The organism is Streptomyces sp. NPDC005761 (assembly GCF_040630635.1).
In the GTDB taxonomy this organism is placed as follows: Bacteria; Actinomycetota; Actinomycetes; order Streptomycetales; family Streptomycetaceae; genus Streptomyces.
Genome location: NZ_JBEXXX010000046.1, coordinates 24567 through 49713, shown reverse-complemented (window position 1 = coordinate 49713; position 25147 = coordinate 24567). Strand labels below are relative to the sequence as shown.

Annotated in this window: 22 protein-coding genes; 10 read left to right on the top strand and 12 right to left on the bottom strand. The window is 71.9% G+C overall.

Features of this window, described 5'->3' with window-relative positions; all coding sequences use genetic code 11:
• Nucleotides 1-38: 38 nt before the first annotated feature.
• The 4 genes from ABZ434_RS30425 to ABZ434_RS30410 form a co-directional block, all read right to left on the bottom strand.
• A complete protein-coding gene (locus ABZ434_RS30425; protein WP_359143274.1) occupies nt 39-1334 on the bottom strand; it encodes an MFS transporter in 1296 nt (431 codons plus the stop codon).
• 86 nt (nt 1335-1420) lie between these two features.
• Entirely contained in the window at nt 1421-2350 is a 930-nt protein-coding gene (locus ABZ434_RS30420; protein WP_359143272.1) for a TauD/TfdA family dioxygenase, read from the bottom strand.
• Nucleotides 2351-2601: 251 nt separating this feature from the next.
• Entirely contained in the window at nt 2602-3204 is a 603-nt protein-coding gene (locus tag ABZ434_RS30415; RefSeq protein WP_359143270.1) for a TetR/AcrR family transcriptional regulator, read from the bottom strand.
• A gap of 58 nt (nt 3205-3262) precedes the next feature.
• Complete coding sequence (locus ABZ434_RS30410) at nt 3263-3556, bottom strand: AMP-binding protein (protein ID WP_359143304.1); 294 nt, start codon at nt 3554-3556, stop codon at nt 3263-3265.
• Nucleotides 3557-3683: 127 nt separating this feature from the next.
• Between ABZ434_RS30410 and ABZ434_RS30405 the strand changes: the two genes are divergently transcribed.
• The 3 genes from ABZ434_RS30405 (at nt 3684) to ABZ434_RS30395 (ending at nt 7185) form a co-directional block, all read left to right on the top strand.
• Nucleotides 3684-4298 (top strand): TetR/AcrR family transcriptional regulator, encoded by a 615-nt coding sequence (locus tag ABZ434_RS30405; RefSeq protein ID WP_359143268.1) that lies wholly within the window; start codon nt 3684-3686, stop codon nt 4296-4298.
• A gap of 39 nt (nt 4299-4337) precedes the next feature.
• Nucleotides 4338-5999, top strand: a complete 1662-nt coding sequence (locus ABZ434_RS30400; RefSeq protein WP_359143266.1) for an acyl-CoA dehydrogenase family protein — start codon at nt 4338-4340, stop codon at nt 5997-5999.
• A gap of 133 nt (nt 6000-6132) precedes the next feature.
• Nucleotides 6133-7185, top strand: a complete 1053-nt coding sequence (locus tag ABZ434_RS30395) for an NAD-dependent epimerase/dehydratase family protein (RefSeq protein WP_359143264.1) — start codon at nt 6133-6135, stop codon at nt 7183-7185.
• An 86-nt stretch (nt 7186-7271) separates the two neighbouring features.
• On the opposite strand, the gene ABZ434_RS30390 is transcribed toward ABZ434_RS30395, so the two are convergent.
• On the bottom strand, nt 7272-8378 hold the full coding sequence (locus ABZ434_RS30390) for a HAMP domain-containing sensor histidine kinase (protein ID WP_359143262.1): 1107 nt from the start codon (nt 8376-8378) through the stop codon (nt 7272-7274).
• Nucleotides 8375-9253, bottom strand: a complete 879-nt coding sequence (locus tag ABZ434_RS30385) for a response regulator transcription factor (protein WP_359143260.1) — start codon at nt 9251-9253, stop codon at nt 8375-8377. The genes ABZ434_RS30390 and ABZ434_RS30385 overlap by 4 nt, the downstream gene beginning before the upstream one ends.
• A gap of 123 nt (nt 9254-9376) precedes the next feature.
• Between ABZ434_RS30385 and ABZ434_RS30380 the strand changes: the two genes are divergently transcribed.
• The 3 genes from ABZ434_RS30380 to ABZ434_RS30370 are packed head-to-tail and all read left to right on the top strand — an operon-like array spanning nt 9377 to nt 11573.
• On the top strand, nt 9377-10081 hold the full coding sequence (locus ABZ434_RS30380) for a glycosyltransferase family 2 protein (RefSeq protein WP_359143258.1): 705 nt from the start codon (nt 9377-9379) through the stop codon (nt 10079-10081).
• Entirely contained in the window at nt 10078-10755 is a 678-nt protein-coding gene (locus tag ABZ434_RS30375) for a DUF2064 domain-containing protein (RefSeq protein WP_359143256.1), read from the top strand. Before ABZ434_RS30380 ends, ABZ434_RS30375 begins: the two co-directional genes overlap by 4 nt.
• A 26-nt stretch (nt 10756-10781) precedes the next feature.
• Nucleotides 10782-11573, top strand: coding sequence for a methyltransferase domain-containing protein (locus tag ABZ434_RS30370; RefSeq protein ID WP_359143302.1), 792 nt, complete (start codon nt 10782-10784; stop codon nt 11571-11573).
• Between the two features lie 325 nt (nt 11574-11898).
• Here the strand turns inward: ABZ434_RS30370 and ABZ434_RS30365 are convergent, their stop codons facing one another.
• Complete coding sequence (locus ABZ434_RS30365) at nt 11899-13209, bottom strand: molybdopterin-dependent oxidoreductase (RefSeq protein WP_359143254.1); 1311 nt, start codon at nt 13207-13209, stop codon at nt 11899-11901.
• A gap of 184 nt (nt 13210-13393) precedes the next feature.
• Between ABZ434_RS30365 and ABZ434_RS30360 the strand changes: the two genes are divergently transcribed.
• Nucleotides 13394-14788, top strand: a complete 1395-nt coding sequence (locus ABZ434_RS30360) for a hypothetical protein (protein WP_359143253.1) — start codon at nt 13394-13396, stop codon at nt 14786-14788.
• Nucleotides 14789-14956: 168 nt separating this feature from the next.
• Nucleotides 14957-15565: a hypothetical protein gene (locus ABZ434_RS30355; RefSeq protein WP_359143251.1), complete on the top strand. Its 609-nt coding sequence runs from the start codon at nt 14957-14959 to the stop codon at nt 15563-15565.
• An 87-nt stretch (nt 15566-15652) separates the two neighbouring features.
• Here the strand turns inward: ABZ434_RS30355 and ABZ434_RS30350 are convergent, their stop codons facing one another.
• The gene (locus tag ABZ434_RS30350) at nt 15653-16912 is read right to left on the bottom strand and encodes a cellulase family glycosylhydrolase (RefSeq protein ID WP_359143300.1); all 1260 of its coding nucleotides are present in this window, start codon (nt 16910-16912) and stop codon (nt 15653-15655) included.
• A 1203-nt stretch (nt 16913-18115) separates the two neighbouring features.
• Between ABZ434_RS30350 and ABZ434_RS30345 the strand changes: the two genes are divergently transcribed.
• Both ABZ434_RS30345 and ABZ434_RS30340 read left to right on the top strand, forming a co-directional pair.
• On the top strand, nt 18116-19093 hold the full coding sequence (locus ABZ434_RS30345) for a glycoside hydrolase family 11 protein (protein WP_359143249.1): 978 nt from the start codon (nt 18116-18118) through the stop codon (nt 19091-19093).
• Between the two features lie 89 nt (nt 19094-19182).
• Complete coding sequence (locus ABZ434_RS30340) at nt 19183-20181, top strand: polysaccharide deacetylase family protein (RefSeq protein WP_359143247.1); 999 nt, start codon at nt 19183-19185, stop codon at nt 20179-20181.
• Nucleotides 20182-20415: 234 nt separating this feature from the next.
• Here the strand turns inward: ABZ434_RS30340 and ABZ434_RS30335 are convergent, their stop codons facing one another.
• From ABZ434_RS30335 to ABZ434_RS30320, 4 genes are read right to left on the bottom strand one after another with little or no spacing between them, the layout of a single operon-like run.
• The gene (locus ABZ434_RS30335; protein ID WP_359143245.1) at nt 20416-22371 is read right to left on the bottom strand and encodes an acetoacetate--CoA ligase; all 1956 of its coding nucleotides are present in this window, start codon (nt 22369-22371) and stop codon (nt 20416-20418) included.
• Nucleotides 22368-22961: an alpha/beta hydrolase gene (locus tag ABZ434_RS30330; protein ID WP_359143243.1), complete on the bottom strand. Its 594-nt coding sequence runs from the start codon at nt 22959-22961 to the stop codon at nt 22368-22370. The genes ABZ434_RS30335 and ABZ434_RS30330 overlap by 4 nt, the downstream gene beginning before the upstream one ends.
• Entirely contained in the window at nt 22958-24250 is a 1293-nt protein-coding gene (locus ABZ434_RS30325; RefSeq protein WP_359143241.1) for an MFS transporter, read from the bottom strand. The genes ABZ434_RS30330 and ABZ434_RS30325 overlap by 4 nt, the downstream gene beginning before the upstream one ends.
• Nucleotides 24234-25109, bottom strand: coding sequence for a TauD/TfdA family dioxygenase (locus ABZ434_RS30320; protein WP_359143239.1), 876 nt, complete (start codon nt 25107-25109; stop codon nt 24234-24236). The genes ABZ434_RS30325 and ABZ434_RS30320 overlap by 17 nt, the downstream gene beginning before the upstream one ends.
• Nucleotides 25110-25147: the final 38 nt, after the last annotated feature.

The following is a 25147-nucleotide window of genomic DNA, read 5'->3' as shown; positions in this document are numbered from 1 at the left end:
GCGGACAGGTCCGTCGGCCCCGTGTGCGGCGGTGGGGGTCACCGTGCCAGCCTTGCGGTGTCGCGGGCCGGGTCGATCAGGAGGAAGGACGCCGCCGCTCCGATCACGAGCAGCACGCCGGAGAAGGTGACGGCAAGGTGGTAGCCGTTGTCGCCCCGGGCGTCGACCAGCGCACCGACGACGGCGGGTGCCGCGAGACCGGCGGCCGTGACCACCGCGTTCATCGCGCCCAGAGCTCCACCGCTCCGGCCCGCGGGGGCGAGTTCGGCAACCGTGGTGGCCGCGACCGTCGCGTAGGAGCCGCCGAGACCGAATCCCAGGGCCACCAGCACGGTCCTTCCCGTGGAGCCGTCCACGCATGTCTGCGCCAGCAGACACGCGGCGCCCAGGGCGAGCAGCCACCCTCCGACCCAGCCGCGCGCCCGGCGGGTGCTGACACCTCGGCGCATGAGCCGGCCGGTGATACCGGCCTGGGCAAGCAGCGCCGCGCCGCCGATGGCCCAGGGCACGACGACGAGGACCGCTGCCGTGTGCGCCGGGTGCCCGAGGGCGTTGCGCAGGTAGGACGGCAGCCAGACCAGCATCAGAGCCACCGACCAGTAGCTCGTGAAGTAGGCGAGTGTGGCCCCGATCCAGGTGCGCGTGGCAAGGATCCTCCCGTACGGGACGGGTGCCGGCGCGGTGGCGCCCGGCAGCGCCTGCTTCTCCTCGGTGTCATGTCCGCCGTCGGCTCCGAGGAGCTTCCATGCCACGGCCCATGCGAGACCGGCCCCGGCGAGCACCCACAACGCCGCTCGCCAGCCGTGGTGCTGGACGACCCAGGACAGGCCGGGCGCGGAGACGATGACACCGAGCGTCACGCCCAGGGTGATCAGGGCCCCGGGCAGGTTGCGCCGGTGGTCGGGGAACCAGGCCAGGGTCGCCTGTTGGGCGACGGGGAAGGCCGGCCCCTCGGCAGCGCCGAGAACCACGCGGGAGGCGACCAGTACGGCCAGGCCGCCACCGAACGCCGCGGGCGCCTGGGCCACCGACCACAGCACGGCCATCACCAGGAGGAGCAACCGCGGTGACACCCGGTCGGCGACGAGGCCGACAACGACTGCCGAGAGCGAGAAGAGAAGGAAGAACGCGCTGTTCGCGAGGCCGAACTGGGTGGCGCTCAGGTGGAGGTCGGCGCGGATCTCGTCGGCGGCCAGGCCGAGCACGGACTTGTCCGCGAAGTTGACCATCATGAAGACCACCAGCAGGGCGGTCACGGTCCAGGCCTTGGCACCACCGCCGTGGGAGCCCGTGGTCCCGGAGGACCGCCGGGACAATGTCGGTGCCGTGTTCATGGGTCCTCCATGCAGCGGGGGCAGAGGGTGGGGATCGGGACGGCGGTCCGCGCGGGGGACGGTTTCCCGCGCGCGGACCCGGCGGTTCAGGACAGCGGTACGCCGGCGACCGCGATGCGCTCCATCACCCGGCGCTGCGGGTAGTAGTCGCTGATCGCGTAGTGCTGGGTGGCGATGTTGTCCCAGATCGCCACGGAGTCCTGTTCCCAGTGGAAGCGGACCTGGAATTCGGGGACGCGCGCCTGGAGCACCAGCTCGTCGAGGAGTTCACGGCTCTCGGCGTCGGACAGGCCCACGATGCGGGTGGTGAACGGCTCGTTGACGTAGAGGAGTTCGCGGCCACTGCGCGGGTGGCGCACCACGACCGGGTGCTCCACCGGCGGCAGGCTCGCACGGAAGTGCGCGATCTGCTCCTCGGTCATGGTCGAACCCCAGCTGGGCACCCAGTCGTGCACCGCCGTGAGGTTCTCGATGCGTGCCTTCATCTCGTCGGAGAGGTTGTCGTACGCGGCCCCCATGTCGGCCCACATGGTGTCGCCGCCGGCGGCCGGCACTTCGACGGAGCGCAGGACCGAGCCGAGCGCGGGTGCGGCCATGAAGGAGTGGTCGCTGTGCCAGATGTTCTCGTTGCCGACGGCCACCGCGTCCTTGGCGAGACGTGAGACCCCTGCCGTCCCGGCGTTCGGGAAGAACGGGTTGGCCTCCGGCGGCCCCCAGACCGCGGCCAGGTCGAGGTGGTGCCGCGGCTCAAGCCCCGGCTGCCCGCGGAAGAAGATCACCTTCCACTCGAGCAGTGCCTGGCGCAGTTCCTCGGCGACCGCCTCGTCGAGCGGCCGGGACAGATCGACGCCGCTGACCTCCGCCCCGATGTGCGGGGTCAGCGGGCTGATGCCGAGGATTCGGTACTGCGCCGCCTCGGCGCCGGGTGCGAGGCGCTCCAGCGTCCGGCGGCCGTAACGCATCAGCGGCTTGTCGAGCACGGGCTTGGGACCATCGGTGGTGACGGTGGCGGCCATGGGTTCCTCCCACAATCGACGTTGATTACGTAACCGGCAGTATCGATATAGCGCCGCGACGGGGCAAGGGGTCTGGAGGAAAAGATTCCGGGGAGCGGCCAGGGCCCGGCGCGCGGGCCCTCCGGGGCTGCATCGAAGGTCCCGCCCGCCCCTCGGCAGCAGCGGAGAGCGGGCACAGCGCGCAGCCGCCCCCGTCACCTGCGCGAGGCGGGACGGGGGCGGCCGGAGGTTGCGCGAGCAGTCCTACCGGCTCACGACGGGACCCCGACCGCGCAGCCGATCAGGTCCACGACGGAGGCGACGAGCGCCTCGTCCGGCACCGCCTGTTCACCGATCAGCCGGAACACCAACGACCCCGCCACCAGCGTTGCCGCGGCCGCCAGGTCGGCCTCGGGCCGCACGTCCCCGCGGGCGACACCGCGCTCCAGCACATTGCGGGTCTCACTCATCACCCGTGCCGTATAGGCCCGGTAGGCGGCGGGTTCCGCCTCGGCCTCCGCCGCCGCCCCGATCACCCCTGCGAGCAGACGGCCGACGCCGGGCTGCCGGTACGCCTGGGCGCGCGCCGTCAGCACGGCGAGCAACTCGGCGCGGAAGTCGCCCATGTCGGGCACGGACAACGGCCCGATGCGCGACTCCGCCGCGGCGATGATCAGATCCTGCTTGGTGGACCAGCGGCGGTACATGGCGGGCTTGCTCACGCCCGCCCGTGCCGCCACGGCATCCATGGTCACGGCACTCATACCGCTCTCCGCCACCAGCGCGACGACAGCATCGAGGGCCGCGCCCGTGACCCGCTCCTCCCGGGGCCGGCCCGGCCCCCGGCCCGACTGATTCATCCGGTGTTCGGCCATGCCGCGACCTTACGCGGGCAGACCCGGCCGCCCGTCGAAGGGGCTGGGCACCGGGCGTTCAGCCGGCCGGGCCGCGGCGCAGCACATGCTTGGTGATCTTCTGTACAGGGTCCGGGCGATGTCGGCGTCCGACCCCGGCCCCACTCTCCGTCCGCGGCTTGCGGTTGACGGGCACCGGCGTGGCACCGGCCGGCCAGGCGTCGAAGGCCGCGTAGAGGTAGGCCGGGGAGTGGTACGTCATCACGGCCATGCGGTCCCCGGGTCCGGGCCCCGCTTCCCGCGGCACGGTCGCCGCCCGGCGGACGACGGCGCCGAACTCGCCGTAGCTCCGTCGCCGGTCTCGGCGAACCAGGGCCTCTCTTCGGACGGCCGGACGACGCTGTCCGGCACGGCACTGAGGTGCCTGCCTTTCTCCCCGGATGACGGGCCGGGACGTGCGGCCCTTGTCGGGAAACTATGAATGGTGGTTCACTTCTTATATGGCCTACCGCAAGACCCCAGCGGAAATTCAACGTCTCGAATCGGCCCGTGAGCATCTGGTCACCCGGGCGACCGACGTCGTCGCCGAAGTGGGCTGGTCAGGGGCGTCCGTGACCGCGGTCGCCGACGCCGCGGGCATCGCGGCGGGTTCCGTGTACCAGCACTTCGCGTCGAAGGCCGCCCTCGCGGTCGAGGTCTTCCGACGGGCGGCAGGGCACGAGGTGGACGTCCTCGAATCCGTGTTGAACGGTTCCGGAACCCCGGTCGAGCGGCTCGCCGACGGTGTCCGGGTCTTCGCCCGCCGCGCTCTCGAAAGCCGCGGTCTGGCCCATGCCCTGCTCGCCGCGCCGGCCGATGCGGCGGTCGGCGCGGAACGGCTCGCATTCCGTCGCCGCTACCGGGCGCTGTTCGCCGAAGTGATCCGCGAGGGCATGGCACAAGGGCTGCTCCCGCCCCAGAACGGCGAAGTCACCGCCGCGGCGCTCACCGGTGCGATCGGCGAGGTCCTCGTGGCGCCGCTCGGTGCCCCGGAGGAGGACGATCAGGACATCCTCGACGAACTGACCGCCATGGCGCTGCGCTGCGCGGGCGCCGCCCCTGTCGCCCGCCCCTGATCCACCTCCCGCCCCTGCCCCCGCCCCAGGAGGACCCTCATGTCTGCCAACACCCCGGCGCCCCACAGCCGTCCCACCGCCACCACCCACGAGGTGACGAACCAGCCGCCGCCGCTGTCCGGCCACGACGTCGCCGACGACCCGGTGCTGATCGAGGGCGTGCGCCGCGAGGGGGCCCCGTGGTACCTGGACGACCTGCACCGCCTTGGCCGCCGCGCCGGCAGCGAGGAGGTACAGCGCTGGGCGGACGAGGCCAACCGCCACGAGCCGAGGCTGCGCACCCATGACCGGTACGGCCACCGCGTCGACGAGGTCGAGTTCCACCCCTCGTACCACGCCCTCATGGACGTGGCGATCAGCGAGGGTCTCGGCGGGGCCGCCTGGGCGGACGCGCGCCGCGGCGCCCATGTGGCCCGCGCGGCGGGCTTCATGGTGTGGAGCAGCGCGGAAGCGGGCCACGGCTGCCCCGTTTCGATGACGTACGCGGCGGTCCCCGCCCTGCGTCACGCCCCGGACCTCGCCAAGCTCTACGAACCCCTGCTGACCAGTCGTGTGTACGAGTCCGGTCTGCGCACCCCCGCCGATAAGCCCGGGTTGCTCGCAGGGATGGGAATGACGGAGAAGCAGGGCGGCACCGATGTGCGCGCCAACACGACCGCTGCCGCACAACAGGCCGACGGCACATGGCGGTTGCGCGGCCACAAGTGGTTCACGAGCGCGCCGATGAACGACCTCTTCCTCGTGCTCGCCCAGGCCCCCGCCGGGCTTTCCTGCTTCCTGGTCCCCCGGGTCCTGCCCGACGGCAGCCGCAACACGTTCCGCATCCAGCGGCTCAAGGACAAGCTCGGCAACCGCTCCAACGCCAGCAGCGAGCCGGAGTTCGACGACACCGTGGCCTGGCTCGTCGGGGACGAGGGCCGGGGCGTGCGGACGATCATCGACATGGTCACCATGACCCGCCTGGACTGCGTCCTGGGTTCGGCCGCCGGCACCCGTGCGGCACTCGCGCAGGCCGCTCACCATGTACGGCACCGTTCCGTGTTCGGGGCGAAGCTCATCGACCAGCCGCTGATGCGCAACGTCGTCGCCGACCTGGCGCTGGAGTCCGAGGCGGCGACCACGCTGGCCCTGCGCCTGGCCGGCGCGGCGGACCGCGCGCAGCACGGTGACACCCAGGAGCGCGCCTTCCTCCGGCTCGCCACCGCGGTCGGCAAGTACTGGGTGTGCAAGCGCCAGCCCGCCGCCGTCGCCGAGGCCCTCGAATGCCTGGGGGGCAACGGATACGACGAGGAGTCCGGCATGCCCCGCCTCTACCGCGAGGCCCCGCTCAACGGGATCTGGGAAGGCTCCGGCAACGTCAACGCCCTGGACATGCTGCGCGCGCTGGACCGTGAGCCGGATTCGCTCCAGGCCCTGCGCGAGGAGATCGAGGCCGCTGCCGGGGGCGACCGCCGTCTGGACTCGGCCTGGCGGGAGCTCCAGGGTGAGCTCGCCCTCACCGAGGACGCCCCCCTTCGTGCCCGCCGCGTCATCGAGCGTGCGGCACTCGTCCTCCAGGGCTCCCTGCTCGTACGCCACGCACCGGCCGCCGTAGCCGACGCCTTCTGCGCGTCCCGCCTGGCCGGCGACCGCGGACTGGCCTTCGGGACCCTGCCGGCCGGGGCGGACTTCACGGGGCTGCTGGCCCGCCTGCCCGTCTGACCAGCCTGCCGCGGCCGACTCCCCCGTCGCGAGCCGGCCGCGGCTCCGCATGCGGTGCGTCCATGCCTTACGGTCCCGTGACGTGCCGAGTCGCCGGCCCCCGGCTCGCCCTGCGCGGCCTACCGTGGGCGCCATGCGTGTACTGGTCACCGGCGGCGCCGGGTTCATCGGTTCGGAGATCGTGCGGACCCTCGTGTCGGCCGGGCACGAGGCGGTGGTGCTCGACGCTCTGCTTCCCTCGGCGCACGGCGTCGCCCCCGTGCCGCCCGGCGCCGGCAGCGGACTCGTCGTGGCGGACGTGCGCGACCGGGGGGCAGTGGACCGTGCGCTGTGCGGCATCGACGCGGTCTGCCACCAGGCGGCGATGGTCGGCCTCGGCAAGGACTTCGCTGACGCGCCGGACTACGTGGGGTGCAACGACCTCGGAACGGCCGTGCTGCTCGCCGCGATGGCCCGCGCGGGGGTAGCGAACCTGGTCCTCGCCGGATCGATGGTGGTGTACGGGGAGGGCCGGTACGACTGCCCGCGACACGGCACGGTCCGGCCCGGGCCCCGTGCCGAGGCCGATCTGGCCGAAGGCCGGTTCGAGCCCCGCTGTCCTTCCTGCGGCACCGAGCTGGTGCCCGGACTCGTCGGCGAGGACGCGCCGGTGGACCCACGCAATGTGTACGCGACCACCAAGCTCGCCCAGGAACACCTCGCCTCCTCGTGGGCGCGGGCGACGGGCGGCCGCGCTGTGTCGCTGCGCTACCACAACGTGTACGGCCCGGGCATGCCGCGCGACACCCCGTACGCCGGTGTCGCGTCCTTCTTCCGCTCGGCCCTCGCACGTGGCGAGGCGCCCCGCGTCTTCGAGGACGGCGGCCAGCGCCGGGACTTCGTCCATGTGCGGGACGTGGCCGCGGCGAACGCGGTCGCGCTGGAGGCGGTCGCGGGACGCGAACCGGGCAGCTTCTCCGCGTACAACACCGGAAGCGGGCAGCCGCACACCATCGGCGAGATGGCCACTGCCCTCGCCTCGGCCCATGGGGGACCGGCCCCGGTGGTCACCGGTGAGTACCGGCTCGGGGACGTACGCCATGTCACGGCGGACTCGCGGCGGCTGCGCGACGAGCTGGGCTGGAAGCCGGAGGTGGGCTTCGCCGAGGGAATGGCGCGGTTCGCCGCGGCGCCGCTGCGGGCGTGAACTCGGACGCCTCCCTGCCGGAGCGCCGCTGCGCAACGCGGTCGGCCGACGGAGGCGGATGGAGGGTGGGGGCCTCCGCCGGCGGCTCACGCCACCGGCAGCGTCACCTCGAAGCAGCAGCCGCCGGTGACGTTGCGGACGTCCGCGCGGCCGGCGTGTGCCTCGACGATCCCGCGCACGATGGCGAGTCCGAGGCCCGCCCCGGCCGGCGGTGTTCGGGCGTGGGTGCCGCGCCAGCCCGTGTCGAAGACCCTGGGCAGATCCTCCTCCGGAATTCCGCCGCAGCCGTCGGTCACCGAGAGCACCACCCCGCCGCCCGTACGGTGCGCGGCCACCGCGACGGTGCCGTCGGCGGGGGTACGGCGGATGGCGTTGATCAAAAGGTTGCCCAGGACCCGGCTCATCTCCTTGCCGTCGACCTCGACGGGCACCGCCTCGATCCGGTCGCCGACCAGCCGCACGCCGTGCTCGCGCGCCAGCGGGTCGGCCCCGGCGAGCGCGTCACCCACCAGGTCGTAGACGGAGATCCGGGTGGGGGTGAGGGTGAGCGATCCGGCATGGATGCGGGAGAGCTCGAAGAGGTCGCCGACCATGTCGTTCATCCGCTCCACCTCGGTGCGTATCTGCCGCAGATAGCGCCGCGAGTCGACGGCCATGCCGTCCTCCAGCGCCTCCGACATGGCACGCAGACCGGCGAGCGGGGTGCGCAGGTCGTGCGAGATCCAGGCGACGAGCTCCCGCCGCGAGGTCTCCAGGGCGCGCTCCCGCTCACGCGAACCGTCGAGCTTGGCGCTGGTGGCGGCCAGTTCGCGGGTGAGCGCGGCGAGCTCGGCGGTGGCCGGGGCGTCGGGGGCCGCGAAGGTCCCGCCGTCGCCGAAGGAACGGGCGGCGAGGGTCAGATCACGGCTCCGCGCCGCCACCCAGCGGCCCAGCAGCATGGCGGTGACGAGCGAGACGACGGCGGCCATGGCGACGACGGTGGTGACCACGGTGAGGTCGTGCGGCGACAGGAACATCGCCCAGGCGACGGCCAGCGTGCCGGCGAGCATCGCGAGGACGGCCACGGCCGCCACGACGGTCAGTGAGACCACGAGCGAACGGTGGCGGGAGATCCGCAGCACGAGTGCGCCGAGCAGCCCGGCAGCGGCGGCGCCCAGGAAGGCGAGGAGAGCGATGAGCAGGATGTCGGTCATGCCGGCGCTCCGGAGCCTGGATCCGTGGGAGCGGTGGGATCAGCGGCAGTCCGGTCCACGGGCAGGTCCAGGCGGTAGCCGACGCCCCATACCGTACGGATCAGCTCCGGGCGGGCCGGATCCGCCTCGACCTTCCCGCGCAGCCGGCGGACGTGCACGGTCACGGTCGACAGATCTCCGAAGTCCCAGCCCCAGACCTCGCGCATCAGGTCCTCCCGGGTGAAGGCCCGGCCGGGGTGACGCAGGAGGAAGGCGAGCAGGTCGAACTCCCGCAGGGTGAGAGCCAGCACCCGCCCCGCGAACGTCGCACGCCGGGCGGCGGGGTCCAGGACGAGGCCCCCGCCTTCGAGCGGTGCGGGGCGGCCCGGAGGTGTCGCGACCGCCCGGGCGCGGCGCAGCACGGAGTCGACGCGCAGGACGAGTTCGCGGGGGCTGAACGGCTTGGTGACGTAGTCGTCGGCCCCCGTCTCCAGGCCGAGGATGCGGTCGTCCTCGTCGCCGCGCGCGGTGAGCATGATGACCGGCACGGGCCCGTGCGCCCGCATACGGCGACAGACCTCGAATCCGTCCATGCCGGGGAGCATCAGGTCCAGGACTGCCAGGTCCGGGCGCCGCGTCGCGTACCCGTCCAGGGCGGCCGGGCCGTCCGCCGCCCGGGTCACCTCGTATCCGGCCCCGGTCAGGTATCCGGTGACCACCTCCGCGACCGTGGGGTCGTCGTCCACGACGAGTACGTGGCCGCGGGTGGCGGCGGGTGCCGTCGCGGCCGCCGGGGTCGGGGCCCCGGCCCCCGGGCGGTTGCCTGCGGGCACCGGGCGGGCGGCGGGCGTCCCGGCGGCGGGGCGGCGCGGTGAGGGGTCCGGGGTCGGCTGCATGCCACCACCTTGGCACCCGCCGCGGTGAAGCGCGGACGCCCCGGCGCCGCCGGCTGCCGACGTCCACGTTCCGTAAGATTCCGGAACCCGAATTGTCCGTTTTCTCTCCGTAGGGTGAGCCGGGTGACTGCTCCCTCGGATACTTACGGCCCCCGTGCCGACATCGTCCTGCCCTGTCTGAACGAAGCCGGCGCCCTGCCCGGGGTCCTGGCCGCGGTCCCCCGTGGCTGGCGGGCGATCGTCGTGGACAACGGTTCCACCGACGGTTCGGCGGAACTGGCCCGTTCCCTCGGCGCGACCGTGGTGCGCGAACCGCGGCGCGGCTTCGGCGCTGCCTGCCAGGCCGGACTTCTCGCCGCCGAGGCGGAGTTCGTCTGCTTCTGCGACTGCGACGGCTCACTGGACCCGGGGCTGCTGCCCGGATTCGTCAGCCGGGTGGCCGACGGTGAGAGCGATCTGCTGCTCGGCCGACGCCGCCCACAGGGGCGCGGCTCCTGGCCCCTGCACGCACGGGCGGGCAATGCGGTGCTCTCGCGGATGCTGCGCCGCCGCACCGGGCTGCGGCTGCGTGACCTCGGACCGATGCGGGCCGCCCGCCGGGCCGATCTGCTGGCACTGGATCTCACCGACCGGCGCAGCGGATACCCGCTGCAGATGGTGGTGCGCGCGACCGACGCGGGGCTGCGCGTCACCGAGACCGACGTCCCGTACCTCGCGCGGACGGGCAAGTCGAAGGTCACCGGCACCTGGCGGGGCACCTGGCAGGCGGTGCGCGACATGCGCGCCGTGCTGGCGGAGCCTCCGGTCCGGACGGGAGCCACTCGATGAACCCGCCCGAGTCCGGTGCGGACCGCCCGGCCCCGGCCGGGGCCACGACCCTGCTCGTCATCGCGAAGGAGCCGCTGCCCGGCCGGGTCAAGACCCGGCTCACTCCGCCGTTCTCGCCCGCCGAGGCCGCGCGGCTCGCCGAGGCGGCGCTCGCGGACACCCTGGACAGCGTCCGGGCGCTGCCCGCCGCTCGGCGCGCGGTCGTCCTGGACGGCCGACCCGGACCGTGGCTGCCGCCCGGCATCGAGGTGGTGGAGCAGGGCCCGGGACGTCTCGACGAACGGCTGGCTGCCGCGTTCGCCGCGTGCACCGGACCGACCCTCCTGATCGGAATGGACACCCCGCAGGTCACGGCGGCCGATCTGGCCGCCGCTCTCTCCCCCGGCGCCTGGGACGGCTGCGACGCCTGGTTCGGCCCGGCCGAGGACGGCGGCTTCTGGGCCCTGGGCCTGGCCGAACCGGACCCCGGACTCCTGCGCGGCGTGCCGATGTCCGTGCCCGAGACCGGCGCGGTGCAGAGGCGCCGCCTGGTCGACGCCGGACTGTCCGTACGCGATCTTCCCCGGCTGCGGGACGTGGACACCGCGGCCGACGCCGCGCATGTCGCCGCACTCGCCCCGCACGGGCGTTTCGCCGCCGAACTCGCCCGGCTGACCCGGGCGGTGGTCCGATGAGCCGCACAGGCCGGGATCACGGCGTGATGAGCCCGCCGCACCAGGACGTCACCTCGTGGGACAGCGGGTCGTGGGGGACGGATCCCTATGCCAACGCCCTGCGCAACGGACATGGTCCGCTGTTTCTTCGCCGTACGGACGGCTGGCTGCTGCCGCTGGACGTGGAGCGCTGGTGTGCCGGCGCGGACGCCGCGGACCTGTCGGCACTGCGCCGTTGCGAAGGCCCTGTCCTGGACATCGGCTGCGGCCCCGGGAGGCTGGTCGCCGCGCTGGCGGCCCGCGGCCACCGGGCGCTCGGCATCGACGTCAGCGAGGCCGCGGTCGACCGCACCCTGCGGCTCGGCGGTTCAGCTCTGCGCCGCTCCGTCTTCGAACCGCTCCCGGGCGAGGGGCGCTGGGGCACCGTGCTGCTCCTGGACGGCAACGTCGGGATCGGCGGCGACCCGTCCCACCTGCTGCGGCGCACGGCGGACCTGCTGGCCCCGGGCGGGCTCCTCATCGCCGAGACCGCCTCGCAGGACATCGACGAGCGCGTCCGGGTGCAGCTGGACGACGGGGGCGCCTCCGTCGCCGGGCCGCCGGCCGTCCCGTTCCCGTGGGCCCGGCTCGGCACGTCCGCGCTGCTGGGATACGCCCGCCGTCACGACCTGCACCGCGTCGATCAGTGGGACGCGGACGGCCGCTCCTTCGTCTCCCTGCGCCGCAGCCGGACCGTCCGGACCACCAGCCAGACCGCCGAGACCGAGAACAGCGCGGCCGTGATCAGCAGCCAGTTCCCCAGGAACACATCGGGGGACAGCCCGCTGGCCGGCTCGTAGCGCTCCGTCCGCCGGGTGATCAGCGGGAACCACACGAGCAGCAGCAGTCCCGAGAGGAAGACCGGCACCCTGACGAAGTTCACCAGGTCCTGTCGCCGCCCGGCGGAGCGGCGCAGCAACCGGTCCGCCCCCGCGTAGAGCGGGACCAGCACCAGGTCGTGCACGAGGGCGGCGCCGACGAACCACACGATCACGCCCCAGGTGTCGCCCGCCAGCAGCCGTACGCCCGCATAGCCGGCCAGTGCGAAGGAGGCCGCCATCAGCAGGAGATGCAGCGGCCCCTCCCCGTAACGTCGCCGCACGGCAGTGCGCGCGCTGTCCCCCTTCACAGTGCTCCAAAGGTCAGCCGGGACACCCATTTGGTGTTGAGTACGCCGGGTGCGGCCGGGACGATGATCCGTGCCGGGGATCCGTGATCGGGTGTCAGGTCCTCCCCGTTGACCTGGAGGGCCAGCAGGGAGCGCGGGTCGCGCACCTGGTTGTCACGCAGGGCGGCCCGGCGGAAGGGCCCGCTGCGCTGCACGGACTCCACGAGCACTCCCGGCGCGTCGTCCGGGTAGCCGGCGAGCGCGGCCAGATCCTTCAGCCGTACCCCGCGCCACCACTGGTCGGATGTGGACCAGCCCTCCACGCAAGCGATCGGGAGTGCCGCGCTGTGCTGGTCCATCGCCAGGAGTTGCTCCCGGGTGAAACGCCGGTCCCCGGCCGGGCCGCTGACGGTCAGCCACCAACCCTCCCCGGTATCGGCGGTGGTGACGCCGACCGCCGCCGCCGTCTTGTTGATCTGGAATCCGCCCGGCCCGGAGCCCGGCTCGGCCGCGCCGTGCGGGGTCAGCACGGCCAGACGCCGTAGCGGCCCGTCGAAGCTCCGCCCGGCCGAGGTGATCAGCAGGACCAGTGAACCGGCGCCGACCACGGCCAGCGCCCCGCGCCGGGACAGCGTCGGCGGAGAAGGGGCCGGAGACTCCAGCGGGTCCCCCTGAACGGTCCCCCTCAGCCCTCCCGACCGCAGCACCCTGACCGCCTGCGGCACCCGCAGCCCCGCATGGGCGAGGAACGCGGCGAAGAACACCCACGCCCCGTAGAAGTGCAACGGATAGAAGGATCCCGGGAACAGGTACTCCAGCTGGATGTTGAGCAGCCCCGTGACGAACTCGAACAAGGCTCCGCCCACCAGCAGGAGCAGCGAGATCCGCTCCAGCGCATGCCCGAAGGAACGGGCCGGTGGCAGCGCGAAGAGCCGGGGAACCACGGACCAGAGCTTGGCCAGCAGGACCGGGACGAGCACGATCCCCAGGGTGACGTGGAGCCCTTGCGTCAGCCGGTACAGCCAGTGCGGCCCGGTCGGCCAGTCGAAGAGGTAGAAACCCAGCAGCCCCTTGTCCGGTGTCTTGTCGTTGACCGGGTTCAGGTCCGGGTTGTAGGCGGCGTACGAGAGCAGGCCGGTCACGAACAGCACGGTGATCCCGACGAGCAGGACGAGGCCGAGCACCGCCGTGAACCGCACTCCGCGCACCGGGCTGCGCCAGAACCCCGGCGCGGAGGGGAGGCGTTCGAAGAGCGTCGCCGCACGCCCGCCGAGCAGACGGGACGGGAACGCGGGAGGTGTCGGACTCTGCCGACGGCTGTCGCCCATGCCCCGACGCTATGCCGGGGGTGGAGGGGTGAGGCGGTTACGACTCCTGACGAAACGATGACGTCACCCCGGGGACGCACTCTCCCGGCGCCCCGCCCACCCACGGACCTTCCGGATCTGACGGTTCGGTGACGCGCCCGGTCACCACACGTGCGCGCCGCGGTGTCGTGCATACGGTGCCTGCGTGAAGACCGAGGACCGTACCGAACATGCCACCGAACCGCTCGCCGCACAGCGCTCCGGGCACCGCCGCGACCTGGCCGCCGCAGGGGCGGGGCTCCTCCTCGTCGCCGCCGCGGTGCTCGTCGGCCGGGCCTTCGACGACTCCGGCCGCATCCTCGTGGTCCACTGGCCGCCCCTGCTCGCGTCCTGGGACCCGCATGTCGGACCGGGCACCTGGGCCGCCCCCACCGTCGCCACCGCCGTCATCGCCTACGGGCCCGTCCTCGCCGACCGGCTCCGCATGCGCTCCCTGCTCCTCGCCTGCTACGCCACCGCGCTCGCCTGGGTCTTCTCGCTCGCGCTGGTCGACGGCTGGGACCGTGGCGTCGCCGAACGGCTCACCACGAAGCACGAGTACCTGAGGGTAATCGGCCGCTTCGACGACATCGGAGCCGCCCTGCGCGGTTTCGACGAACACATCCTGATCGGCCCGCCGGGCAACTGGCCCGCCCACGTCGCGGGGCACCCGCCGGGCGCCACGCTCACCTTCGTCCTGCTGGACCGTATCGGGCTCGGCGGCGGCGCCTGGGCCGGGGTCTGGTGCATCGTGACCGGCGCCTCCGCAGTGGTGGCCGTCCTGATCGCCGTACGCGCCCTGGCGGACGAACACACCGCCCGTCGCGCCGCTCCGTACGTCGTCCTCGCCCCGGTCGCGATCTGGGCCGGCACCTCCGCCGACGGCTACTTCACCGCGGTGGCCGCCTGGTCCGTCGCGCTGCTCACCCTGGCCGCGACCCGCACGGTCCGCAGCCCGGCGGCCGCCGCTCTGGGCGCAGGCCTCCTCTACGGGCTGACCTGCTACCTCAGTTACGGTCTGACGCTCATCGCGGTCCCACTCGTCGCCGTCCTCGTCCTCACCCGCACCGGACGGCCGCTCCCCCTCTTCGCGCTGGGGGCTCTGGTGGTACCGGCCGCCTTCACGCTCGCGGGCTTCAACTGGTGGGAGGCCTACCGCCTGCTCGTCGAGCGCTACTACCAGGGAGCCGGCGGCATCCGCCCCTACTCCTACTGGGTCTGGGCCAACCTGGCCTGCACCGCGATCGCCGTCGGACCGGCGACGCTCGCGGGCCTGCGCCGGAGCACGGCAGGGGCTCCCGGGGCAGTGCGCAGTCTGCGAACCAGGACAACGGCTCCGTCGCAGCGGCTGATGCTGCTCGCCTCGGCAGCACTCCTGGCACTGCTGGCGGCCGACCTGTCCGGAATGAGCAAGGCGGAAACGGAACGGATCTGGCAGCCGTTCATGCTCTGGCTGCTCCCCGCCTCGGCCCTCCTGCCCGCCCGCGGCCGGCGCGGCTGGCTGGCCGCGCAGGCGATCGTGGCCCTGGCGGTCAACCACCTTCTCGGGACCGGCTGGTGACCGGGCCCGACAGCCGGTGCGGAGCACGACGCACGCCCGCAGCACCGCCGATCCGCGGGCCCGCTGCCGGTGCCCGCTTCACTCGGCGGAGTGGAGTCCGCAGGCCGCAGGGAGCATTTCGGCCTCGCCACACTCAGGTCCCGTGCCGTTCTGCCGAACGATGAGCGCATGTCACCGAACAGTCTGCGCTCACTGGCCCGCCGTGTGGTTCCCACCCTGCTGATCGCCCAGGTCGTCCTTCTCCCCCTTCAGCCCGCTTCCGCCGCCGGGCACGTGGCCCACCCGTGCCGGTCTCTCGCCGGCTGCGGCTCGGTCGTCGTCGCCCCCGTCTCCCAGGCCGCCCCGGACCACGGTGACTGCACCAGCCCGGAACCGGTCGTGTGCCTGATCCGGAGCGAGACGCCGGAGGAGCGCGAGGTCGCCCGTGATCAGCGGATGCGCTATCACCAACTCCTGGAGGACATGGAGCGCAAGGAGTGCGCCATGCGCGAGGAAGGCCGCTCCGAAGAGGACATCGCCCGCGCTCTTGTCGAGATGCGCAACGACGCCAAGGACATCGTCCGCGCCGGCATGACCCCGGAGCAGGTCGCGGAGCTGGAGGCGCGCAACCAGAAGAAGTACGGCAACCCGCTCGGCCCGACAGCTGACCAGCTGTACATGAAGTACGGCTCGTGGGAGAAGGTCGCCGAAGCCGCCACGCGCTCCAGCGCGGCGGTGGACCACGAACTCGGTCTGGAGTTCCGCCACTGCACCTGTGAAGTGCTCCAGGCGGCCTGACCCGGTCCTCGGTACGTCGTGCGTGAGGCCGCCTCCTCACGAGGCCCGAGGACCTGATGGTCCGAGGGCGGCCTCACGCACGCGCTGTCAGCTGTCCGCGCCGCTGCCCCGGACGACGCAGGAGCGGCTGCTCTCCCAGCCCCACCCGTCACCATCGGGATCGGACGAGCTGCCGTTGACGCAGTACGGGTATCCGTTGGGCGCGGTACCGCCGCCGGTCCCGGTGTCCGCGCCGCTGCCCCGGACGACGCAGGAGCGGCTGCTCTCCCAGCCCCACCCGTCACCGTCGGGATCGGACGAGCTGCCGTTGACGCAGTACGGGTACCCGTTGGGCGCGGTACCGCCGCCGGTCCCGCCGCCCGGCTCTCCTCCACCTCCGTAGACGGTGGCGGTCTCGGAGGTGGCAGCGATGCCGTTGGCGCCGTTGAAGAGGCGGTTGCCCCAGGTGGTCAGGGAGTTCGCGTCGAAGCCGTTGACCAGGTCGAGGTATTCGACACCGCTGCCGTTGCCGCTCCAGGACCAGCCGAGGTAGCCCACACCCAGCGACTGCGCGGTCGCCATGATGGCGTCCTCGTCCGGGTTGCCGTCGCTGTGCTGGTTCCCGAACTCGCCCACGACGATGGGCAGCCCGTTGTCGACGAAGTGGTGCAGGTAGTCCTGCACCTCGGCGGCGGTGTCGTAGACGCCGTACATGTGGATCGAGAAGATGGTGTTGCGGTCGGGGTCGGACGCGAGGACCGAGGCCGCGTTGTCCCTCATGGTCCCGGACCAGTCCTGGCCCCAGTTGGGGGCGTCCACCATCAGAGCGTGGTCGATGCCGGCGTTCCGCAGCTTGCTGATCGCGCCCTTGGTGGCCCCGGTCCATGCCGCGGCGTCCGTGTTGCCGAACGGCTCGTTGCCGATGTTGACGACGACGTAGTCCTCCTGTCCCTCCAGCGCGCTCTTAACGCCGATCCAGTAGTCGGCGGCCTTGTCCAGGGTGGTGGCGGCGCCGTCCTCGCCGTAACCGGTGGTGTCATGCACCTCCAGCACGCAGATGACCTTGTTGGCCTTGCACTGGCCGATGAGGGTGGAGACCTGGGAAGCGCTCGTCTTCGTCCAGCGGTCGCCGCTGCCGAGGACGACGCGGACGGTGTTGGAGCCCTTGGCCGCTATGTCGGCGATGGAGGTCGTCCGCTCGGGGTACCAGGCGTAGGCGTGGTTGACCCCACGCATGACGAACTCGTTCCCGTTCGCCTCGACCACGTGTCCGCCACTGACGCGGATGCCGGTGGGTGCGGCCTCGGCCTCGCCGACGCCTGGACCGGCGATCGAGCCCAACAGGCCCAGGGCGGCGGCGCACGCCATGCCCGCCGTGGTGATCAGGGTGCTTCTCGGCTTTCGCATTTCTCTCCTCGGATACGCAAGCGGCTACGGGAACGGAGCGGGACGGGACGGGTCACTGGACGGGCGGCACCCCACCTGACAACGATGTCCGACTACGGACACCGGACCTTGCGGGCACGCTTGATGAGCGCCGCACACACATCGGTGGGAGTGTCACCGAGGGCAGGCTTCGCAGGCGTCGTGGTGGTGGGGGGCAGCGCCGGACAACTGACGTCGACCAGCCGCGACTTCGGCCGCATGTGGCTCGACCGGAGCGTCGCCACACCATGAGGCACCGGGTGTTACACCCCTGTCAATAGCGAGTTCACAATCCGCTCGTCGAGCAGAGAACCCTGCCGGGAACTAAACCGCTAAACTCACTGGCCAGCAGCAATGCACACCAGGAGATGGCCACAGACCTGCATGAACAGTGCCATCGCAATTGATTGACAGTCGCGCACCACACTCCTGGATTTCCGTTCGGTAAACCGGTGCAGGTCCCCAAGTCCACTGATCCGATAACCGAGGCCGACTCCGTCCGCCTGCCACATGCCCAGGGACCGCCCACCGCCCCCGGCCGCCTTCGGCAGACCTTCGCCGCCACTCGCGCCCCTCACCCCGGCATCGGCCGCCACCCACTTCGAGCCCGTGCGCGCCGCGCGGCAGCCGGGCCTGCCCGACCGCACGCTCGCGCGTCCGTCCGCATCCGCGGGCAGCCCTCGCACCGGTGCTCGCGAGTTGTGCGGACGGTGTCGCCACCCGCGAGTCATTCATCGGACCGGCGGGACCCGCTACGCGTCGCATCACATTCGAGGATTATCGAAAGTTTCGAGATTCTGCCAAATCGGAATTGCGCACACCACCCTCATCCCACTGATCGGTCATCATTTCCGTCGACTCAATTGGTGCTTTGAGCTGGGCAATTGAGCACAGTGCGGCCCCTTTATCGGTAGCGAAGGTTTCGCAACACTTGCCGAAACTATTGACACTTGTCGGGGACAGACCAAGACTCCGTGATCGGGCCGGACCAGCACCGCCGACTGCCGCGTGAGCCCAACCATGCGGTGATTCCCCTGCGTTGGCGGGAGCCGGTGGGGCCCGTCCGGCATCACTCGTACGTCACTGGAGGACACCGACATGAGCGCACCCGTGCCATCACCGCGCAGACCCAGACCCGCCCGCTTCATGACCCTGCTCCGAAGCTCCTGGGCGATCGCACTGGCCGCGGTCGCCGTGCTGCTGCTGCCCAACGCGGCCAGCGCCGACACCGTCATCAACTCGAACCAGACCGGCACCAACAACGGCTTCTACTACTCGAACTGGAGCGACGGCGGTGGCTCGGTGTCGATGACACTGGGCTCGGGTGGCAACTACGGCTACCAGTGGAGCAACGTCGGCAACTTCGTCGGCGGCAAGGGCTGGAGCACCGGCGGGCGCAAGTCCGTGAACTACTCCGGCAGTTTCAACCCGTCCGGCAACGCCTACCTCACTCTCTACGGTTGGACCACCAACCCACTGGTCGAGTACTACGTCGTCGACAACTACGGCACCTACAAGCCCACCGGCACCTTCAAGGGCACGGTCACCAGCGACGGCGGCACCTATGACATCTACGAGACGACTCGTGTGAACCAGCCCTCGATCGAGGGCACGAAGACCTTCAAGCAGTACTGGAGCGTCCGCCAGGCGAAGCGGACGGGCGGCACCATCACCTCGGGCAACCACTTCGACGCCTGGGCGAGCCACGGCATGAGCATGGGCTCCTTCAACTACATGATCATGGCGACCGAGGGCTACCAGAGCAGCGGCAGCTCCAACATCACCGTCAGTGAAGGCTCCGGCTCCGGCGGTGGCACGGGCGGCGGGAGCGGCGGCGGCACGGGCGGCGGCGGCTCCGGCGGCTGCACGGCGACGCTCTCCGCCGGCGACAAGTGGAGCGACCGCTACAACCTCAACGTCTCGGTCTCGGGCTCCAGCAACTGGACCGTCACCATGAAGGTCCCCTCGCCCGAGAAGGTTCTGTCGACCTGGAACGTGAGCACCAGTTACCCGGACAGCCAGACCCTCGTGGCCAAGTCCAACGGCAGCGGCAACAACTGGGGAGCGACCATCCAGACCAACGGCACCTGGACCTGGCCCACGGTCACCTGCAGCGCAAGCTGACCGACCGGGTCCGCACCGCCCCCTCACCCTTGCAAGGGGCCGGCCACGCTCCTCGGCGTGGTCGGCCCCCCGCCACCAGGAGGACCCCCATGCGTCTCCTTCCCCGCCGCCGCCCGGCCGCTCTGGCCGCCGGTCTCGTTCTCGCAGCGACGGCCTCCCTGAGCCTGACCGCCACGACCGCCGCCCCGGCGCAGGCCGCCACCTGCAGCGGCTACGTGGGCCTGACCTTCGACGACGGGCCGTCCAACGACCACACCCCCGCCCTGCTCAACGCCCTCAAGCAGAACGGCCTGCGGGCCACCATGTTCAACGAGGGCCAGTACGCCGCCTCCGCCCCGAGCCAGGTGCAGGCACAGGTCAACGCAGGCATGTGGGTCGGCAACCACAGCTATACGCACCCGCATCTCGTCCAGAAGAGTCAGGCCGAGATCGAATCGGAGGTCTCCCGGACCCAGCAGGCCATCGCCAACGCCGGCGGAGGTACGCCCAAGCTGTTCCGGCCGCCGTACGGCGAGACCAACTCCACCCTCAGGGCCGTCGAGGCCAAGTACGGGCTGACGGAGGTGATCTGGGACGTCGACTCGCAGGACTGGAACGGTGCGAGCAGCGACGCGATCGTGCAGGCCGTGGGACGGCTCACCAACGGGCAGGTCATCCTGATGCACGAGTGGCCCGCCAACACGCTGGCCGCGATCCCGCGGATCGCTCAGTCACTCGCGGCCCGCGGCCTCTGCTCGGGCATGATCTCGCCGCAGACCGGCCGGGCCGTCGCGCCCGACGGCAGTGCGGGTGGAGGCGGGACCGGTGGAGGAGGCGGCACCGGTGGCTGCACCGCGACGCTTTCGGCCGGGCAGCAGTGGAGCGACCGCTACAACCTCAACGTCTCCGTCACCGGCGCCGCCAACTGGACCGTCACCATGAACATCCCCTCCCCCGAGAAGATCCTCTCCACCTGGAACATCAGCGCCGCCTACCCCAGCGCTCAGGTCCTCACCGCGAAGCCCAACGGCAGCGGAAACACCTGGGGGGTGACCCTGCAGACCAACGGTTCGTGGACCTGGCCGACGGTCTCGTGCAGCACGGGCTGACCGTCCAAGGACATGGCACCCTTGCCGGGCGCGGTTCGCCGGCAGGGTCCGGGGCGAGGGGGCGGGGGCGGGGCGACCCGGAACCTGCTCCCTCGTCCGGCCGGGCCGCGGCCGCGTCAGCCGAGCGGTTGGACGTCGGGATCCCGGCGGCTCGCTCATCACGCCGGTCACCTCGCTGCCCGTACGTGGCCAGGTGGGCCGCGGCAGCCCTCCCCTTGCCCCGCAGGGCGGTCCTCACCTCCGGACGGGATCGAGCCGGGCGGCGAATTCCGCGAACCAGGCCAGCATCTCGGGGTGGGTCACGGCACCCTCCGCACTGACCTCGCTGACGCGGGCGCCCTGGAGGATGCGTTTGACGGGCACCTCGAGCTTCTTGCCCGTCAGAGTGCGGGGCACGGCCTCGACGGGGACGACGGCGTCCGGCACGTGCCGGGGCGAAAGGCTCCGCCTGATCGCGCCGACGATCTCGTCGCGCATTGCGTCGTCGAACCGCTCCCCCTTCTCGGGCACGACGAAGAGCGGCATGTAGTACCGGCCGTCGGGGAGTTCGGCACCGATGACGAGGCTGTCGGCGACGCGTGGCAGCTGTTCGACGACGGCGTAGAGGTCGGCCGAGCCCATCCGTACACCCATGCGGTTGAGCGTGGAGTCGGAGCGTCCCGCCACCGCGACGGACAGGTCGGCATCGACGGTGACCCAGTCGCCGTGCCGCCAGACGCCCGGAAAGACGTCGAAGTAGCTGCGTGTGTAGCGCTCACGCCCCGGATCGTCGACGAAGTACAGCGGCATCGACGGCAGCGGGGCTGTGACCACCAGCTCGCCCTGCTCTCCCACGCACGGCTTCCCCTCGGCGTCCCAGGAGGCGAGGGCGACCCCCAGAGCGGGGCCGGAGAGCCGGCCCGTGCGTACCGGCAGCAGCGGGGAGCCGCCGGCCAGCACCGAGCAGATGTCGGTGCCACCGCAGATCGACTGGAGCCGGGCATCGGGGCCGAGCCGGTCGCGGGTCCAGTCCCAGGTGCTGTCGGGCATCGCCGAACCGGTCTGCAGGACGGACCGCACCGCTGCGAGGTCCGTCTCGGCCGCCGGGTGGGCGCCGGCCTTCTCCGCGGCGATCAGGTAGGCGGCGCCGACCCCGACGGTCGTGGCGCCGGTGCGTTCGGCGATCCGCCAGACCCCGTTGATGTCGGGGTGGGTGGGACTGCCGTCGTACAGGACGAGTGTGCTCCCGTGCAGCAGGCCCGCGACCATGAAGTTCCACACCATCCAGCTGGTGGAGGTCTGGAAGAAGTAGCGGTCGTCCGCGCGCAGGTCGGCGCCGAGCCCGAGCGCTTTGAGCAGTTCGACGACGATGCCGCCGTGGCCGTGCACGATGCCCTTCGGCACGCCTGTGGTGCCCGACGACCACAGGATCCACAACGGGTGGTCGAACGGGACATCGGCGAAGACCGGCCGGGCCCGGCGGTCGGCGAGTGCGGCCCAGCGGTGCCGGGTCACGTCCGCCCGCTGCGACCGGTCCTGGCCGGCCTCGGACACGTACAGACGGTCGACGGCGACGAGGTGCCTCACCGTGGGCAGGCCGTCCATGAGCTCCGCGATGTGCGGTCGCCGGTCGTACTCCTTGCCCGCGTAGCGGTAGCCGTCCGCGACCACCAGAACCGTCGGGCGCGCCTGGCGGAGCCGGGCGAGCACGCTCGGCGTACCGAAATCGGGCGAGCAGACCGTCCAGGTGGCGCCGACGGCGGCCGTGGCCAGGAGGGCGACCACGGCCTGCGGGATGTTCGGAAGGTACCCGGCGACGCAGTCCCCGGGACCCACGCCCATCTCGCGCAAGGAGGCGGCAACGCCGGCCACTTCCTCGTTGAGCCGGTCCCACGAGATCTCCACGGGCTCGCCGGTCTCGGACACGGCGACGATTGCGGGGCGTGCGTCGGTGGCGTGGGCCAGGCACTGCCGCGCGAAGTTCAGCCGCGCCCCGGTGAACCAGGTCGCGCCGGGCATCGTCGCGTCGGCGAGCACCTCGTCGTAATCGCTGACGTGGTGCAGCCCGTAGTAGTGCCACACGGCCGACCAGAAGCCCGTCAGGTCGTCGGTGCTCCACCGCCAGAGGTCCGCATAGCCGGTGAACACCAGGCCGCGCTCCGTCTCCAGCCACCGCAGGAAGCCGGCGATGTTGCCGGCCGGCGCGCTCATGCCGACACCTCGGGCTCTGCTGCCGGGCGGCAGCCGAAGGCGTCGAGGAACTCCTGCGCCCGCGGCCAGTCCCCGTAGCCGGAAGCGGGGTTGAGGTGGCCGACGGGGCCGAGGTCGACCAGGCGGCTGCCCCAGGCCCGTGCCAGTTCGGCGACCCGTTCGAAGCCGGCCAGGGGGTCGTTCGTGCTCGCCGCTACGACGCTGGGGAACGGCAGCGGGGTCCTGGGGGTCGGCAGCCATCCGTTCTCGCTCAGGGTTCGGGGGTCCGGATGGCCGTCGGGCAGCGGGGTGTCGAAGTCCGGCGGCGTCGCGAGCAGCGCGCCCCGCACCGGGCGGTGGTGGCGGGCCGCCCAGTGGACGGTGGTGAGCACCCCGGCGCTGTGCGCGACGAGCACCACCGGCCCGGCGATGCCGGAGAGTATGCCGTCGAGGGCGGCGACCTGCGCGTCGCGGCTGAGCCTGGCCTCGGTCAGGGGCGGCACGGTCACGGCTCCGGGGTGCCGGGAGCCCAGTGCCGTCTGCCAGTGGCCCGGGACGTGGTCGCGAAGGCCGGGCACGAGTACGACGGTGGGCGCGGGGGCGGCGTTCATGTCGGAAGCTCCGATTTCGTGGGGGGCACGGCCTCGGCCGGAACCGGGACGAGGCCCTTGTCGTAGTGACGTCGGCCGAGGGCGAAGGCCAGGCCCGCCACGACCGAGACGATCGGGATCACCCGGAGCGCTGCGTGCAGGCCCATGCGGTCGGCGAGCATGCCGGTCACCGCGGGGCCGGGTGCCAGACCCAGCAGACTGTTGGCGAGGGTGAGCGTGGCCAGGGCCGTGGCCGCCACGGCGGCGGGGGTCAGGCTCATCACCATGGCGGCCGCGGGTCCGGCGGTGGCGTTGCACAGCAGTGTTCCCGCGCCGATGAGGACGAGTTGCGCTGCTCCGGTGGGCAGTTGGAACCCTCCCGTCAGCAGGATCACCGACCCGACGCTGCATACGACGGCGACGGACCACTTGAGGTGCGGTTTACTGCGGCCGAGCCGGTCGCAGACCAGGCCGCCTCCGACCATGCCGATCCCGGTGATGAGCGCGAAGACGCCCGCGGCGAGCCCGGCCTTGTCGGGTGGCAGGCCGTAGTAGCGGTCCAGGTAGCTCGGCATCCAGGCCAGCAGCGCCATCGCGAGGAACATCTGGAGCCCGCTCCCCACGTAGGCACACCGCACGGAGACGGAGGAGAACAGCCGTGGCAGCAGCTTTCGTACCGAGCCCCCCGTGCCCCGGGCGGCCGAGGGCCCTGCGCCTGCGCCGGCCAGTCTCCGCTCCGTCACGACGACGCCGTAGAGCGCGGCAAGGACCAGTCCGAACAGGCCCATGACGCCGAACGTCCAACGCCACCGGAGGTGTTGGGCGACGACACCGCCGATCGACACTCCGAGTACGGATCCGAAGGCGCCGCCGGCGATGAACGCGCCGGAGAGCGTGGCCCGCATGGCCACGGGAAACACGCTCAGCACCACCGCGATGCCCACGCTCCCGTACGCCGCCTCGCCGACGCCGACCATGAAGCGGCCCAGGAACATCTCGCCGTAGCTCGCGGAGACCGCGCAGCCCAGGGTCGCCAGGCTCCACACCACCGCTGACAGGACCAGGCTCCTGACCCGGCCCCAGCGGTCCGCGAGCAGCGACAGCGGGAAGGTCAGCAGGCCGACCATCAGGGCGACGATGCCGCTCAGGGAGCCCAGAGCGGTGTCGGAGAGCGCCCATTCGGCCTTCAGCAGCGGGAACACCGCGTTCAGGACCTGCCGCGACATGTAGTCCGACAGCAACAGCCCGAAGCTGAGGGCGAACACCAGCCACGCGTATCCGCGCGTCATGGGCTCAGCTGGTCCGGTCACCGGCGATCCCCGCTCGTTCCATTTTGCGGACGGCCGGCCAGTAGTCCTGGACGGCGTAGTGCTGGGTGGAGCGGTTGTCCCAGATGGCCACGCTGTTCGGGGTCCAGCGCCAGCGGACCTGGTACTCGGGGATCGCCGCCTGGCTGATCAGGTAGTTGAGGAGGAGGTTCGCGCCGGGCGCGTGGTCCTGGCCGAACCGGACGTTCTGCGGGGTGTGGTGGTTGACGAAGTGCGTGGTGAAGGCGTTGACGAAAAGGATCTTCTCGCCGGTCTCCGGGTGGGTGCGGACCACCGGGTGTTCGGGGTCCGGGTAGCGCTCTTTGAGCTGGTGGCGCTGTTCCACCGGCATGACGGCGCCGAAGCTCGCCTCGATGCTGTGCCGGGCCCGCAGGTCCGCGATCTGGATACGTATGTGCTCGGGGAGCCTGCGGTAGGCCTCTGCCATGTCGACCCAGATCGTGTCGCCGCCCACCTCGGGCGTCTCGATGCAGCGGAGCACGGCGCCCATGGGAGGGCACTCGCGCCAGGTCGCGTCGCAGTGCAGGGCGTTCTCGTAGTGCTCGGGCTTGCTGTCGAGGTCCTTGTAGATACGGACGAGGCCCGGGTGGTCGGGATCGCTGCCCAGAACAGGGTGGTCCTCCAGCGGGCCCAGGCGTGAGGCGAAGGCGACGTGCTCGGCGCGGGTCAGGTTCTGGTCGCGGAGGAACAACACCTTGTGGCGGAGCAGGAGTTGTTTGATCTCGGCGAAGAGGGCGTCGTCGCGGGATGCCTCACCCAGCTGGACGCCGTGCAGTTCGGCTCCCAGGGTGCAGGTCAGCGGTTCGGCGTGGATGCGGGTGCGGGCGGAGGTCTGCGTCATGTGCGCTCTCCCGGTGCGGCTCAGGGGAATCGGGGAAC